16 protein-coding genes and 1 pseudogene are annotated in these 13,811 nt (G+C 68.6%); 11 read left to right on the plus strand and 6 right to left on the minus strand.

The genetic code is table 11. The features are described 5' to 3' along the window. From A5706_RS29120 to A5706_RS29140, 5 genes are all read left to right on the plus strand, one after another. On the plus strand, positions 1-609 hold a 609-nt coding region (locus A5706_RS29120; protein ID WP_197518023.1), incomplete at its 5' end, for an RNA polymerase subunit sigma-70. Next, a complete protein-coding gene (locus A5706_RS29125; protein WP_068139168.1) occupies positions 606-1,217 on the plus strand; it encodes a maleylpyruvate isomerase family mycothiol-dependent enzyme in 612 nt (203 codons plus the stop codon). The genes A5706_RS29120 and A5706_RS29125, both read left to right, overlap by 4 nt. 92 nt (positions 1,218-1,309) lie before the next feature. Further along, positions 1,310-3,145: a fatty acyl-AMP ligase gene (locus tag A5706_RS29130; protein ID WP_068139172.1), complete on the plus strand. Its 1,836-nt coding sequence runs from the start codon at positions 1,310-1,312 to the stop codon at positions 3,143-3,145. Between the two features lie 16 nt (positions 3,146-3,161). Then, positions 3,162-3,836, plus strand: coding sequence for a hypothetical protein (locus A5706_RS29135; RefSeq protein WP_068139175.1), 675 nt, complete (start codon positions 3,162-3,164; stop codon positions 3,834-3,836). 32 nt (positions 3,837-3,868) lie between these two features. Next, on the plus strand, positions 3,869-4,630 hold the full coding sequence (locus A5706_RS29140; RefSeq protein ID WP_068139177.1) for a YqjF family protein: 762 nt from the start codon (positions 3,869-3,871) through the stop codon (positions 4,628-4,630). A 19-nt stretch (positions 4,631-4,649) separates the two neighbouring features. On the opposite strand, the gene A5706_RS29145 is transcribed toward A5706_RS29140, so the two are convergent. Further along, positions 4,650-5,417 (minus strand): SDR family oxidoreductase, encoded by a 768-nt coding sequence (locus A5706_RS29145; protein WP_068139180.1) that lies wholly within the window; start codon positions 5,415-5,417, stop codon positions 4,650-4,652. 57 nt (positions 5,418-5,474) lie between these two features. Between A5706_RS29145 and A5706_RS29150 the strand changes: the two genes are divergently transcribed. Beyond that, on the plus strand, positions 5,475-5,951 hold the full coding sequence (locus A5706_RS29150; protein WP_068139183.1) for a nuclear transport factor 2 family protein: 477 nt from the start codon (positions 5,475-5,477) through the stop codon (positions 5,949-5,951). 86 nt (positions 5,952-6,037) lie between these two features. Beyond that, the gene (locus tag A5706_RS29155) at positions 6,038-6,526 is read left to right on the plus strand and encodes a nitroreductase family deazaflavin-dependent oxidoreductase (RefSeq protein WP_231985456.1); all 489 of its coding nucleotides are present in this window, start codon (positions 6,038-6,040) and stop codon (positions 6,524-6,526) included. Here the strand turns inward: A5706_RS29155 and A5706_RS29160 are convergent. Beyond that, positions 6,523-7,275, minus strand: a complete 753-nt coding sequence (locus A5706_RS29160) for a DJ-1/PfpI family protein (protein WP_068139185.1) — start codon at positions 7,273-7,275, stop codon at positions 6,523-6,525. The two genes, A5706_RS29155 and A5706_RS29160, sit on opposite strands and share 4 nt — an antisense overlap. Before the next feature lie 19 nt (positions 7,276-7,294). After that, positions 7,295-8,245, minus strand: a complete 951-nt coding sequence (locus A5706_RS29165; RefSeq protein WP_068139188.1) for a GlxA family transcriptional regulator — start codon at positions 8,243-8,245, stop codon at positions 7,295-7,297. 109 nt (positions 8,246-8,354) lie between these two features. On the opposite strand from A5706_RS29165, the gene tpx reads away from it, so the two are divergent. Together tpx and A5706_RS29175 are read left to right on the plus strand one after the other, a co-directional pair. Continuing rightward, positions 8,355-8,849, plus strand: a complete 495-nt coding sequence (gene tpx / locus A5706_RS29170; RefSeq protein ID WP_068139191.1) for a thiol peroxidase — start codon at positions 8,355-8,357, stop codon at positions 8,847-8,849. 88 nt (positions 8,850-8,937) lie between these two features. Continuing rightward, entirely contained in the window at positions 8,938-9,243 is a 306-nt protein-coding gene (locus A5706_RS29175; RefSeq protein ID WP_231985457.1) for a DUF4333 domain-containing protein, read from the plus strand. On the opposite strand, the pseudogene A5706_RS29180 reads toward A5706_RS29175, so the two are convergent. Next, positions 9,224-9,518 (minus strand): annotated as a pseudogene (locus tag A5706_RS29180) (nitronate monooxygenase); the annotation flags it as partial. The gene A5706_RS29175 and the pseudogene A5706_RS29180 overlap by 20 nt on opposite strands. A gap of 110 nt (positions 9,519-9,628) precedes the next feature. Continuing rightward, positions 9,629-10,006 (minus strand): NYN domain-containing protein, encoded by a 378-nt coding sequence (locus tag A5706_RS29185; protein ID WP_068139194.1) that lies wholly within the window; start codon positions 10,004-10,006, stop codon positions 9,629-9,631. Positions 10,007-10,215: 209 nt separating this feature from the next. Between A5706_RS29185 and A5706_RS29190 the strand changes: the two genes are divergently transcribed. Then, complete coding sequence (locus tag A5706_RS29190; RefSeq protein ID WP_068139196.1) at positions 10,216-11,400, plus strand: acyl-CoA dehydrogenase family protein; 1,185 nt, start codon at positions 10,216-10,218, stop codon at positions 11,398-11,400. On the opposite strand, the gene A5706_RS35075 is transcribed toward A5706_RS29190, so the two are convergent. Then, complete coding sequence (locus tag A5706_RS35075) at positions 11,395-12,033, minus strand: PE family protein (RefSeq protein WP_068139198.1); 639 nt, start codon at positions 12,031-12,033, stop codon at positions 11,395-11,397. The genes A5706_RS29190 and A5706_RS35075 overlap by 6 nt on opposite strands. A gap of 291 nt (positions 12,034-12,324) precedes the next feature. Here A5706_RS35075 and A5706_RS29200 point away from each other — a divergent pair, with 291 nt between their 5' ends. Further along, a complete protein-coding gene (locus A5706_RS29200) occupies positions 12,325-13,794 on the plus strand; it encodes a condensation domain-containing protein (protein ID WP_068139202.1) in 1,470 nt (489 codons plus the stop codon). The last annotated feature ends 17 nt before the right edge of the window (positions 13,795-13,811 follow it).

Below are 13,811 nucleotides of genomic sequence, written 5' to 3' on the forward strand. Positions count from 1 at the left end.
GTGGTGGTGTCCGTACGCAGCAGCGTTCGCTTGGCGTTCGTCGCTGCGCTGCAACACTTGTCGTCGTTGCAACGCGCGGTTCTGGTGCTGCGCGACGTGTTGGGCTGGCAGGCCGGCGAAGTCGCCGAGATCTTGGAGACCTCCACGCCGGCGGTGAACAGCGCGTTGCAACGCGCCCGGGCGCGACTGGCCGAGGCCGGCCCGATACTCGACGAGCTTGGCGAACCCGCCGAACCGGAGCTGCGCGCCGTCCTCAACCGCTACATGGCCGCCTTCGAACACGCCGACGTCGACCAGCTGGCGGAACTGCTCCGGGCCGACGTCCAGCTCGAAATGCCGCCCATCCCAACGTGGTTCACGGGGCGCGACGCGGTACGCGGATTCATGGCCCGGGTGGTGCTGCATACGCCGGATCAATGGCGGCTGGCCTACACCCGCGCCAACGGTGCCCCGGCGTTCGCCATGTACCGGCGGGCGGCGGACGGTTCTTTCCGGGCTCACGGCCTGGATGTGCTGTCGCTGGCCGGCGGGCGCATCTCCCGCATCGTCGCGTTCAACGACGCCACGTTGGTCGCCAAGTTCGGGTTGCCCGAGACACTAACGGGGTGAGGGCCCGGACCGTGTCCGACACCGATGAACTCCCCGTCCTAGCCGAGGCAACCCGGTACCTGTTCGGCAACCTCCTCTTGGTTCGCGAGGCCGACCTGTCGGCCCCGACGCCCTGCACGGACTGGGACCTGCGGCGGCTGCTGTGGCACGTGCGCAGCTCGCTGGCGGATGTCGCCGACGTGCTCACGGTGCGCGAGCCGCACCGAGGACCCGAGCGGGCACCGGCCGAGGGCGATCCCTCCGATCCCGTCGCCGCGTTGCGGGCCGGGATCGTCGACCTTCTGCTGGCGACTCATCTGCACAACGCCACTACTCCCCGCCCGGCGGGCCGGTGGTGTGAGATCCAGGGTCGCTCGATTCCCGCCAAAGTCGTTGTCTACGTTGGGGCGATCGAGATGGTGCTGCACGCGTGGGATATCGCCCAGGCCTGCCGAACCGACCGCCCCATTCCACCGGAAGTCGCCTCGGCGCTGCTGTGCGTTTCGCCACCCCTTGCCCAGGCGGGGGTGGCCGGGCACGTGTTCGCCGCGCCGTTGGCGTTTTCCGCCACCGCCACGCCAAGCGAGCAGCTACTCGCCCTGTTCGGCCGCCGAGCCGGCCACCGTTAGGCGGGGGCGAGGTTCGCCCCCGCCGCTCGGGCGCCCGCCCGGGGCCGACCCGGCAGCCCGGCGTTGCCCCATCGGGCCCCTAGACTGCGCTTATGGATTGCGGTACCCGCCACGACGCCGCGGCTCCAAAAGGCCTGCTGCTGATAGAGGACTGCCTGGACGCCGACGGCGCCGTCGCGTTGCCGCCGGGCACCACGCTGATCTCTCTCATCGACCGCAACATCGCCAATGTCGGTGACGCCGTGGCGTATCGCTACCTTGACTATGCGCGCTCCGAAGGCCAAACCTTCGAAGTGACGTGGAACCAACTGGGGGTCCGGTTGCGGGCCATCGCCGCCGAAGTGCAGAAGTTCGCCGCGGAGGGCGACCGGGTTGCGGTCTTGGCGCCGCAGGGCATCGACTACGTCGCCGGCTTCTACGCCGCGATCAAAGCGGGCGCCATCGCGGTCCCGCTGTTCGCACCCGAGCTGCCGGGTCACGCCGAACGGCTGCAGAGGGCGCTTCGCGACTCCGAACCCGTCGCGGTCCTCACGACGGCAGCGGCGAAAGAGGCGGTCGAGCACTTTCTGGAAAGCCTGCCGGACCTGCGCACGCCGCAGCTGATCGTCATCGATGCGGTCCCCGACTCGGCGGGGGAGCTGTTCGTCCCCGTCGAGCTGGACATCGACCGCGTGTCGCATCTGCAGTACACCTCGGGCGCGACGCGGCCGCCGGTCGGCGCGGAGATCACGCACCGCGCGGTCGGCACCAACCTGGTGCAGATGATCCTCTCGATCGACCTGCTGGACCGAAACACCCACGGCGTCAGCTGGTTACCGCTCTACCACGACATGGGCCTGTCGATGATCGGCTTTCCCGCGGTGTACGGCGGGCACTCGACCTTGATGGCGCCCACCGCCTTTGTCCGCAGGCCGCTGCGCTGGATCCACGCGCTGTCCGCCGGGTCGAAGCAGGGCCGGGTGGTGACCGCCGCGCCGAACTTCGCCTACGAGTGGACCGCGCAGCGGGGCCTCCCCGCGCCCGGTGACGACGTCGACCTGCGCAACGTGGTGATGATCATCGGTTCCGAACCGGTCAGCATCGATGCGATCCGCACGTTCAACAAGGCCTTCGCCCCGTATGGGTTGCCGCGCACCGCCTTCAAACCCTCCTATGGAATCGCGGAGGCGACGCTGCTCATCGCCACCATCGACGCCTCCGCCGAGGCATCCGTCGTGTATCTCGACCGCGAACAACTGAGCGCCGGTCACGCGGTGCGCGTCGACGCCGACGCGCCCAACGCCGTGGCGCAGGTGTCCTGCGGCCGGGTCGCCCGCAGCCTTTGGGCGGTGATCGTCGACCCCGACAGCGGATCCGAGCTGCCCGACGGTGAGGTCGGCGAGGTCTGGCTGCAGGGCGACAACGTCGGTCGCGGCTACTGGGGCCTGCCCGAGGAAACCCAGCTGGCCTTCGGCGCCAAGCTGCAGTCGCGCCTGGCCGAGGGCAGTCACGCCGAAGGCTCGTCGGCCGGGCGAACCTGGCTGCGGACCGGAGATCTGGCCGTTTACCTCGACGGCGAGATCTACGTGACGGGGCGCATCGCGGACCTGATCACCATCGCGGGGCGCAACCACTACCCACAAGACATCGAGGCGACCGCCGCGGAAGCCTCGCCGATGGTGCGCCGCGGATACGTCGCCGCGTTCGCCGTCCCCGCGAACGGCGAAGGACGCCTCGTCGTAATCGCCGAACGCGCCGCCGGCACCAGCCGCGTCGATCCGCAACCTGCCATCGAGGCGATCGAGGACACGGTCTCGCGGCGGCACGGTGTGGCGGTGTCCGACGTGCGCTTCCTGCCGGCCGGCGCCATCCCGCGCACCACCAGCGGGAAACTGGCCCGACGGGCCTGCCGCGCCGAATACCTCAGCGGCACATTGGGCGTGCGCTAGATGGCATCCTGGCGGTGTGGGTTTGCTCATCCGGTTGGCGGAACTGCTGATCGTGATCCTGCCGCTGACGGGCATGGTCATCGCGGCCGTGCGGGCGTTCGGCGCCAATAGGCGCCGCACCGAAGCGCGCCCCGAACTCGATCGACCGGCCGAAGTCGCGAACCCGCCGACCGACCGCAGCGTGAATAGTCAAGCAGCGCAATGGCGTTCGCTGCGGCGCGTCATCGATGAGCACGGCCGCACCGACGCCCGATGGCTGGAGTACGAACTCGACGTGGCCAAACTTCTCGACTTCCCTTTGATGACCGACATGCGGGACCCGCTGACCGTCGCCTTCCACAAAGCCAAGCTCCGGGCCGACTTCCTGCGCCCCGTCAAGGCCGAAGACCTGCTCGACGACCGGGAGGCGGCGGCGCAGTACCAATCGGCGGTCGAGGACTACGTGACCGCGTTCAACGTCGCCGAGGCCGAGGCGATGCGCAAACGCCGCGGCGACTTCTCGCGCGAAGCCCAGCAGCGGATCGCGCGCGCTCAGAGCTTGTTGCGGGTGGCGTCGGACCCCGCCGCGGCGCCGCAGGAACGCCAGCAGGCCTTCGACCGAGCCCGCAAAGAACTCGACGGCCTCCTGGTGTTGCCGTCCACGACCCGGGCCAGCATCGAGCGCGGGATCTCCGGTCAGTTGGAGGGATAGGCCGCAAACGCGACCCGTGCAACGATGTGCGGATGGCCGCCATACCCGACCTGCCGGACGCGCAATCGGGTCTCGTGGGGTTCCTCGTCTACCCGCCCCCACTTCCCGGCCCGGTCACGTTCGAGCAGCGCTGGGAGGACCTGACCTTCGTCCATTGGCCGGTGCGGCCCGAGGCCGTCGAACGCTTCTACCCGCCCGGCACCCGGCCGGACGTGTTCGCCGACGGGATGACCTACGTCGGCCTGATCCCGTTCGTCTTGACCAGCACCAAGGTCGGCACCGCGTTCCCGGTGCCGTATTTCGGCGGCTTCGCTGAGACCAACGTCCGGCTGTATTCGATCGATGACGCCGGCCGGCACGGCGTCGTGTTCCGGTCGCTGGAAACGTCCCGGCTGGCCGTCGTGCCCGTGATCCGGGCGACCCTCGGCGTGCCCTATGTCTGGTCGCGGATGCGGGTGACGCGACGCGGTGAGCAGATCGCGTACGACAGCGTGCGCCGCTGGCCGCGGCGCGGCCTGCGCAGCCGACTGACGGTCGCGGTCGGGGACGCGGTCGAGCCGACACCGGTCGAGATATGGCTTACTGCCCGGTGGGGGGCACACACCCGCAAGGCCGGCCGGACCTGGTGGGTGCCGAACGAGCACGAGCCGTGGCCGTTTCGCCGCGCGGAGATCGTGGAGTTCAGCGACGACCTGCTCGGCGCGAGCGGGGTGCGCCCCGCCGGCGAGCGCCTGCGCCCGCTCTTTTCGCCGGGTGTGCGGACCCGGTTCGGTCGCCCGTTCGTCGTCGGCTGACCCCTCGGTCAGGGGGAGGTCAGGGGCAGGAGTAGCCGCCGTCGATCACGATGTCCGAACCGGTCATGTAGCTGGACGCCGCGCTGGCCAGGTACACATAGAGGCCGGTGAGTTCCTCGGGCTGGCCCAAGCGGCCCATCGGTATCTTCGGTTCCCACTGCGCGTGGTAGTGCGCGAGCGGCCGCACGAGCTCGGTGAGGATGTAGCCCGGGCTGACGCTGTTGACCCGAATGTTGTGCGGCGCGAACTCGACGGCCATGGCCTTGGTCAGGTGAATGACCGCCGCCTTGGAGGCGCAGTAGTGGCCCACCCGCTGGGGGATGTTGATGATGTGGCCCGACATCGAGGCGGTGGTGATGATGGACCCGCCCTGTCCTTGCCGCACCATCGCCCGGGCCGCCGCCTGGGCGGTGAGGAAGACGCCGGTCACGTTGGTGTCCTGGATGCGCTGAAATTCTTCCAGCGGCATCTGAAGCATCGGGGTGTCCGTGATGATTCCGGCGTTGCAGACCGCAATGTCGATGCCGCCCAACTCCGCGGCCACCCGGTCCACCATGGCGTCGACCTGATCGGGCCGGGTCACGTCGCAACCGATGGGCACAGCCCGGCCACCCGCCGCGGCGAGCTCTTCGGCGACGCCGTCCAGGACGTCGGAATGCCTTGCCGCGATTGCTACTTCGGCGCCGGCCTGAACATAGGCCAGCGCCACCTCCTTGCCGATGCCGCTGGACGCCCCGGTCACCAGAGCTCTCTTGCCGCGCAAGTCAAACAGGTCCAGCACCCGCATCGCACATCCCCATTCAAAGCGTCGCCTTCAACAAAAACCCGTTCTAGTGTGTCCGATATGGGCAAATTCACCAGGGCAGAAATCGAGCGAGCCGTCGAAAACTACACGAAAGTCGCCGAGGGGTGCAGCGCCTCGGGCGACTGGCGACCTTTCGCAGATCTGTTCACCGAGGACGTCGTCTACACCGAGCATCACTACGGCGTCTTTCACGGCCGGGAGGCGGTGCGCGACTGGATCGTCGCGGTGATGGCCCCCTTCCCGCACATGCGTTTTCCCAGCGACTGGGTCGCCTACGACGACGACAACGACGCCGTGGTGCTCATGATCAGGAACCTGCTCGACCACCCCACCGACCCCAACGGGGAGCCGTTCTGGTTCCCCAACTGGACTCGGCTCGTCTACGCCGGCGACGGCCTGTTCTCGAGCGAAGAAGACATCTACAACCCCAACCGCGACGCCCCCGGCGTGGTGGGGGCGTGGCTGCAGGCCGGCGGCCAGCTGGCCTCCACGGAGTTCCTGCAGCCCAACGCTTAGCGTCGAGCGGCGCTTACCGCTATCCATAACAATTGCAGTGTGCAATAATTGCAGTTGTCTACTGTAGTGCGCAGCGGAGGCAGCCAATGATGAAGATTGTCAAGAACATTCAGCCGCCGGCGGGATTGACCCGGTTCGTGTTCCGGCTTCCGATCCACCTTTACCGGCTCGGGCTCGGGTGGCTGTTCGGCAGCCGTCTGCTACTGCTCAACCACACCGGCCGCGTCTCGGGCAAGCCCCGCCAGACCGTCCTCGAGGTCGCCGAGCGCGACGGCGACACCTATGTCGTGGCCTCGGGGTGGGGACCCGGCGCCGCGTGGTATCGCAACGTCCTGCGCAACCCCGACGTCAGCATCCAGGTGGGGACGCGAACGATTCCCGTCACCGCCACACCGCTCGACAAGGACGAAGGGGCACAGGTCTTCCTGCGGTACGCATCACGTCATCGCGCGGCGGCAAAGTTCGTGCTGCCGCGCGTGCTCGGATTCTCCGTCGACGGGTCGGACGCCGACTTCCGTGCCGTCGGCGAGAACCTGCCCTTCGTCCGGTTCGTCCCGCGGGTAGACGAGTTCTAGCCCGACGGGACCGAAGCGGCGGGCGAGACCCGCTTCCGCCGCCGCGATCGCACGGCGGCCAGCGCCTGCTCCCACGCCAGCATCGTGGTGGCCTTCAGGTTGGCCGGCTTGGCGCTGTCCTTCGACAGCAGCGCCGTGGCGGCGGCTTTGGTGGTCGCCGACGCCTTCGACATGTGACCGGAGTCGAATGGGGGCTGCGGGTCGTATTCGATCGCGAGCTGGATCGCCTTCGCGCGACCTTCGCCGGCGATCTGGCCTGCCAGCCAGAACGCGAGGTCGAGTCCGGCGGACACGCCCGCGCTGGTGACGATGTCGCCCTCGTGCACCACCCGCTCGTCGGCGACGGGGACGGCGCCGAACCCCTTCAACAACGGAATGGCCAGCCAGTGCGACGTCGCGCGCCGGCCCTCGAGCAGGCCCGCGGCCGCGAGGATCACCGAACCCGAACACACCGACGTCGTCCAGCTCGCGGTCCGGTGCGCCCGGCGCAGCCACTCCAGCAGCGCCTCGTCGCGCGCGTGCACCGGGGTTGATGGGCCGCCCGGCACCAGAATCACGTCGGGGGAAGGGGTTTCGGCCAGCGAGTGGGTGGCGCCGATGACCAGCACACCGGAGTCGGCGGTGATCGGCCCGGATTCGTGCCACACGAACCGCACCTCGGCGTCGGGCAGGTTGCGCAACACCTCGTAGGGGCCGATCATGTCCAGCGCGGTGAATCCGGGGTAGGCAACGAATGCGATCTGAGTCATGGCTCGTTTCCTCTCTTGTTTATGCGAAAGCCTTGCGGTACTGGTCCGGTGAGATGCCGATGCGCCGAATGAAGTTGCGCCGCATGGTTTCCGCGGTGCCAAAGCCGCACCGGGTGGCGATTGCGACGACGGTGTCGTCGGTCTCCTCCAACTGGCGGCGGGCGGCCTCGGTGCGAATGCGCTCGACGTATTGGCCGGGCGCCTCGCCGACCTCGTCGGTGAACACCCGGGTGAAGTGGCGCGGGCTCATCGCCGCGCGGCGGGCCAGCTCGCCGATGCTGTGCTGACCGCCCGGTTCGGCCTCGATGGCCTCCTGTACCTGGCGAACCGAGGTGCGCTTGGCGCGCGGCATCCACACCGGCGCCGCGAATTGCGTCTGGCCGCCGGGGCGGCGCAAGTACAGCACGAGCCACCGGGCGACGGTCTGGGCGACCTCGGTGCCGTGGTCGTCCTCGACCAAGGAGAGCGCGAGGTCGATGCCCGCGGTGACGCCCGCGGCCGTCCACACCGTGTCCGAGCTGCGGACGAAGATCGGGTCGGGATCGACGTCGACGGCGGGGAACTCGCGGGCCAACCGACCGGCGAACGCCCAGTGCGTGGTGGCCCGCCGGCCGTCCAGCAGCCCCGCCTCGGCGGCGAGGAACGCTCCGGTGCACACGGTGACGACGCGGCGGGCGTTTCCGGTCACCCGTTTGATCCAGCCCACCAGCTCGGGATCGGATCGTGCCGCGTCGACCCCGCCGCCGCCGGGCAGCACCACGGTGTCGATCGGTTCGCTCGGGTCGGGCAGCGGTGCGGGGAGGAAGGAGAGGCCGGTGGCGGTGGTCACCGGCTGGCCGCCCAACGAGGCCATGGCGACCTCGTACCCGCCTTCGGTCAGCAGCGACGCCCCGGTGAACACGTCGTGGGGTCCCACGACGTCGAGCGCCTGAACGCCGGGGAAGCCGACGATCACCACCTTGCGAGCCATGGTTTCAGTCTCGGCCAGCCCGCCGATGGCGTCTATGTCAGGTACCCCACGAATTAGGACAGGTGGACCTGACCCCAGGCGGTCGCATCGGCCTTGGCAGACTGTGCGCATGGCACAGATAACCTTGCGTGGAAACCCGATCAACACCGTCGGCGAGCTGCCGTCCGTAGGATCGTCGGCCCCAGCCTTCAATTTGACCGGCACCGACCTGGGCGCGATCAGCAACGACCAGTACAGCGGTAAGCCCGTGGTGCTGAACATCTTTCCCTCCATCGACACCCCGGTGTGCGCGACCAGCGTGCGGAAGTTCAACGAGCGCGCCGCCGCGACCGGCGCGTCGGTGCTGTGCGTTTCGAACGATCTGCCGTTCGCGCAGGCGCGGTTCTGCGGCGCGGAGGGCATCGAGAACGTCAAGACGGGCTCGGCATTCCGGGACAACTTCGGCAAGGACTACGGCGTCAGCATCGTCGACGGCCCGATGGCCGGACTGCTCGCGCGCGCGGTGGTCGTGATCGGCGCCGACGGCAATGTCGCCTACACCGAGCTGGTTCCGGAGATCGCGCAGGAGCCCGACTACGAAGCGGCGCTGGCCGCGGTCGGCTGACGCCGGCTGTTTGCAGCGCAACACGGCGCACGGCTCTGAGCTGCCGTAGCGCCGGAATTGCCGCCATTGCGTGTTAGCCTGCTGCGCAATGACCAAACTTGTCGAGCGGGCCGCGGCGGGGATGCTCGCGGCGGCGGCCCTGCTCACCGCGTGTCACGCGAAGTCGACGGTCAAGCCCGACGGCGCGGCGCAATCCGTCGTCGACGTCGTCTCCAGCCAGACCGGCTTTCACCCGAATGACGTGCACTGCCCGTCGGGCGTGGAGGCCAAGGTGGGCCAGGAGTTCGACTGCCACTTCACCGGCCCGGAGGGCAAGCAGTACACCGCACACATGCGCATCACCAAGGTCGACGGCGAGCGCGTCGAGTTCGACGTCAGAAGCCGTCCGTCGTAGCCGGTGCCAGTCGGTCGGCCGTGGCGGCCAGGACCTGTCGGCACCCCGTCCACATCCGCTTGATGATGTCGGCGGCCGGCGCGATGTCCTCGATACGCCCGGCCACCTGACCGGTGTTGGCGACGCTGGCGTCCATGTCGCCGTCGAAGTAGAGCCGCTGCACGCGTTGCAGCGCCGCCCCGGCCTTCACCCAAAGACATTGGGGAGTCGAGCTTTTCGGCGGCCGCGGTGCGGATCACCCGCATCATCCGTTTGCCGTCGAGGGGGAGCAGCACGGCCAGCTGGGCACCGGCGATGTAGGTCATCGGCGCCTGGATGATCGGGACCTCAATCCGCGCGATCTCGCAGACCCGGTTCGGTGCGGGGACACCGCCCTGGGCCGTCATCAGCCGCGCGGGTCGATCAGGTCACGGAAATTGGCCGCGGGGTAGACCGAGGCACCGAGGGCGCCGACGCGATCGGCGAGGCCCTTGTCCGACGTCACCACCCGAATCTCCTGCGGCCGGGCGTCAGCCTGTACCAGCCGGACGATCTGGTCGTCGGCGGAGTTCGCGGCGGCCTTCGGGGCATGCGCCACCGCGATCACCTCGTCGGTGATCGCGGTCGCCGGCGGTCGCTCGAACACCACGGTCACGTCCTCTCCTTGGGAGGATGCCCATCGGTCGAGCCGTTCCACCAGCGTGACCATGGCCGCGCCGCGGTCCTTCCACCACCCGTCGGGACGGCTCCCGATCACGTTCATGCCGTCGACGATCCATCGCACAAGGCCACGGTAGTGGTACCGCGTTGAGTACGAGTCCTGGGCATTGCGTGTGCGCTCAGGGCGGCGACACGCCGACGCGAGCCGCCCTGGATACACGCGAAAAGCCGTCAGCGCACATAAATTCCTGACTACCCGCCGGCAAGTCGCACCAATGGTATTAACTACGGGCACCGGTATCAGTTTTCTCCACTCGATGATGGGAAACGACAATGACGTCGATAGCCGACACGGACGATCGGGTGGTCTCGCTGGCCCGCGGCATGCGAGACCTCGTGCAGGCCGAAGCCGCCGAGTCCGAGCGGGCGCGCACGCTCACCCCGGCGATCGTCGACGAGATGTGGGCGAGCGGGCTGATGTCCTCGTTCAACCCCGTCGAGGCCGGCGGGGTCGAGCCATCGTTTGCCGCGATGATCGAAACCTGGATCGAAATGGGTTGGCAGGACGGGTCGTTCGGGTGGATCGGCATCGCAAACCTGCCGTCGTCGTTCGCCGCCGCGGCGTACCTGCCCGACGAGGGTTTCGCCGAGGTGTTCATAGCGAACGACAACCACGTCACCCTGGGCGGCCAGTTCTTCCCGAACGGGCAGGGGACCGTCGTCGACGGCGGCTACACCGTGAGCGGCTCGTGGAACTTCGGCTCGGGCATCGGCCACTCGCAGTACATCGCGGCCGGGTTTTTTCCGATGGACAACGGCGAGATGCGTTGGATCAGTGAGGGCTTCCCGGAGATGCGCGTCGCGGTCATCCCGCGCGACCAGATCAGCTTCAACGACGGCTGGTACGTGCAGGGGCTCAAGGGAACCGGGTCCTATGACTACAGCGCCCAGGACGTGTTCGTGCCCGACAGCCGCACGTTCGAGCTGTTCGTCCGCCAGCCGTACCGGGGCACGTCGCCGGCCACCCGCATGGGCCTGATGCCGGTCACCGCCGCGGGTCACGCCTCGTGGGCGCTCGGGGTCGCCAAGAGCATGCTCGACGACGTCCAGGAACTCGCCGCCACGAAGTTCCGGATGAGCGACATGGCGTCGCTGGCGAGCCGCCCGACGTTCCAGAAGGGCCTGGCGCACCACCGGGCGGCCTGGCGCGCCGCCCGCCTGCTGGTGCTCGACGCGTTCACCACCGCCGAGGCCGCGGTCGCCGCCGGCGACGACCTGACGCCGGCCCTGCGGGCCGACATGCGGGTGGCCGCCGTCTACGCGACCGACACGGCCCGCGGCTGTGCCGAGTGGGCGCACCTGGTGGCCGGCACCAGCTCGATCCGGGAGGGCAGCCGCCTGGAGCGCGCCTTCCGCGACATCTACACGGGAACCCAGCACGCCTTCATCAGCGAGAAGGTGGCCATCGACGTGGCGCAGATCTGGCTGGGCATCATCGACGACCAGCCGGGGCTATAGCAAGCGCTCGCCCGGTTGCGACTCGCCGGGCTCGCCGTTCTCGCTCTCGTCTTGATCCTCGTTGACCGACGACGCGAGCCCCGGCACGGCGGACGATGCTGGCGCCGTCCCTGCGGCGCCGCCCGCCGACGCGATCGAGCCGATCGAGCCCAGCGGCGCCGCTCCCGCGCCCAGCACCGTGGAGGCGGCGTTCGCGGCGGCCGGCAGCACGGACGACGGCGGGTTCGACGCCGCGACGCCCCCGACCAGGTTGGCCATCAGCGGTCCGCGGGTGACCACCTCGGTCGCGGCCGCATCTCCGGCCGCGAATGCCTGGCCGGCGAATCGAGCGCCGTCCGCCATCAAGGCGCCGGCGGCCTCCCCGTCGACCTGGCTATACATCCGGGCGATGTCCGTGAGCGCCGCGCCGGCCCGGGCGAGTTCCTCCTGAGCGGCGGCGTTCAGGGCCAGCATCGCCTGCGCCTCGGCGGCGAACGCCGTGGCCGCCTGCATCGAAACCTCTTCCGCGCCAGCCGGAGCCAGCGCCGTCAACGAGGGCGACGCCGTCGCGCCGGACGCCAGGCCGCGGCCGGCGACTTCGACCAATTGCGATCCGATCGCGGCGGCGGCCGGGTCGATCGACATCGATTCCATCTGCGGTGCTCCTGTCGCGGCGGGCTTTCCACCAAATTCTAAGGGCCACATCGGGTGCCACCGCGCACCAAATGACGCGGCCCAGCCGGCCCCTGAGCACAATGCGCAAAAGCAGGTAATCGTCGCTTACCCCGACTATTGCCCACAACAGCGACATGGGCTTTTTCCCTCCGTAAATTCGGTTTCAGCAAACAGCCGAATAAGCCGCGCCGGCGCAGCGCAGAAATCCAATTCAGTTTGGCAAGAAGGGAATTCGCGACAAGCGCGCGGCAACACAAAGGGACGGGGAAAATGGTCACACTGGGCAACATCAACGGATGGCAGCCGGGCGAAGGCACGGTTGTCACCTGGGCGGCGTCGGCCGCGGCGCGGGCGGCGGCCCGGAATGCGCGGCGCAGCGAGCTGGCACCGACTTACCAGCGGAGCCGTCACCTTCGTGCGGCATTCGACGCGAAAAAGACCGGCACTGCGCTGCCTCGCCTGATGGTGGTGGCGTGGGACATGCCGGGCGTCTGCGACATCGCGGCGATGACGGCGACCATCAATGCGCACGTCCGCCGTCACGACGCCTACCACGACTGGTTCGAATTCGACGGCGGCATCATTATCCGCCGGATGATCGAGGACCCCGACGTCATCGGCCTGGTGCCGACCGACTTCGGACAAATGGACAGCGAACAGATACGTGCGCACGCCCTGACGACCACGCCGGAAACGCTTGAGTGGGATTGCTTCACGTTCGGCATCGTCCAGCACGCCGACTATTTCACGTTCTACGCCAGCGTCGACCATCTGCACATGGACGGCATGTCCGCCGGCCTGATCTTCTTCGACATCAACCTGATGTACGAGCAGCTGTCCCAGGGCGGCACCGACGCCGCCGAAGGCCCCGTCCTTCCGGGGATCGCAAGCTACCGCAGCTACGCCGCGCGGCAGCGCGAGCAAGTGGCGAGCCTGACCGAGTCCTCCCCGGGGATCCGGGACTGGATCGAGTTCGCGCGCGACACCCGCGGCGACTGGCCGAGCTTTCCGCTCCCGGTCGGCGACACGGAGGCCGGCAACACGACCGGCAACAAGGGCACGTTCCTGACGGTCGACTTGCTGGACGCCGCCGGAACCGAGGCCTTCGAGATCGCCTGCCAGGCGGCCGACGCCCGCTTCAGCGGGGGAGTGCTGGCGTGCGCGGCGCTGGCCGAGCACGAGTTCACCGGCACCGAGACCTACCACGGTTTCACGGCCTACGACACGCGGACGCCGGGCGTCGACTCGATGACCGTGGGTTGGTTCGCCAACCTCGTTCCGGTCACCGTGCCGATCGGCGCCGCCACGTTTGCCGAGGCGGCCCGGGCGGCCCAGAAGTCATACGACGACGCCAAGCACCTCGCGGATGTGCCGGTGGAGCGGGCGCTCGCGCTCGCCGCCCCGCAGGGCGTCACACCCCCCACGGCCCGGGCAATGATGGTGTCTTTCATGGACTTTCGCAAGATACCTGCCGCCACGCTGTTCGAGCAGGCCAACTTCGGCACCTACGCCGACAACCTGTCGCACGGCGGAATCAACCTGTGGATCAACCGTCAGAACGACAAGACCACGGCGACGATTTCCTTCCCGGACAACGCGACGGCCCGCAAGTCGGTCCATCGCTACCTCGCGGCGTTGACCCAGGCATTCGCGTACGCCGTCAACACCACCTCGGACTGGGTGGACGCCGTTGCAGAGCACGCGAATTCGAATCACGGCATCCCGGTCATCAGCATCTAACAAGAATGGGCCAACCG

Source organism: Mycobacterium sp. E796, assembly GCF_001672815.1.
GTDB lineage: Bacteria > Actinomycetota > Actinomycetes > Mycobacteriales > Mycobacteriaceae > Mycobacterium.

Bases quoted from the DNA above. Each gene is read 5' to 3' on its own strand.
- A5706_RS29155 (WP_231985456.1), top strand. From the start codon at position 6,038: ATGATGAAGATTGTCAAGAACATTCAGCCGCCGGCGGGATTGACCCGG.
- A5706_RS29140 (WP_068139177.1), top strand. From the start codon at position 3,869: ATGGCCGCCATACCCGACCTGCCGGACGCGCAATCGGGTCTCGTGGGG.
- A5706_RS29175 (WP_231985457.1), top strand. From the start codon at position 8,938: ATGACCAAACTTGTCGAGCGGGCCGCGGCGGGGATGCTCGCGGCGGCG.
- A5706_RS35075 (WP_068139198.1), bottom strand. From the start codon at position 12,033: ATGGAATCGATGTCGATCGACCCGGCCGCCGCCGCGATCGGATCGCAA.
- A5706_RS29130 (WP_068139172.1), top strand. From the start codon at position 1,310: ATGGATTGCGGTACCCGCCACGACGCCGCGGCTCCAAAAGGCCTGCTG.
- tpx (WP_068139191.1), top strand. From the start codon at position 8,355: ATGGCACAGATAACCTTGCGTGGAAACCCGATCAACACCGTCGGCGAG.
- A5706_RS29200 (WP_068139202.1), top strand. From the start codon at position 12,325: ATGGTCACACTGGGCAACATCAACGGATGGCAGCCGGGCGAAGGCACG.
- A5706_RS29165 (WP_068139188.1), bottom strand. From the start codon at position 8,245: ATGGCTCGCAAGGTGGTGATCGTCGGCTTCCCCGGCGTTCAGGCGCTC.
- A5706_RS29190 (WP_068139196.1), top strand. From the start codon at position 10,216: ATGACGTCGATAGCCGACACGGACGATCGGGTGGTCTCGCTGGCCCGC.
- A5706_RS29160 (WP_068139185.1), bottom strand. From the start codon at position 7,275: ATGACTCAGATCGCATTCGTTGCCTACCCCGGATTCACCGCGCTGGAC.
- A5706_RS29150 (WP_068139183.1), top strand. From the start codon at position 5,475: ATGGGCAAATTCACCAGGGCAGAAATCGAGCGAGCCGTCGAAAACTAC.
- A5706_RS29145 (WP_068139180.1), bottom strand. From the start codon at position 5,417: ATGCGGGTGCTGGACCTGTTTGACTTGCGCGGCAAGAGAGCTCTGGTG.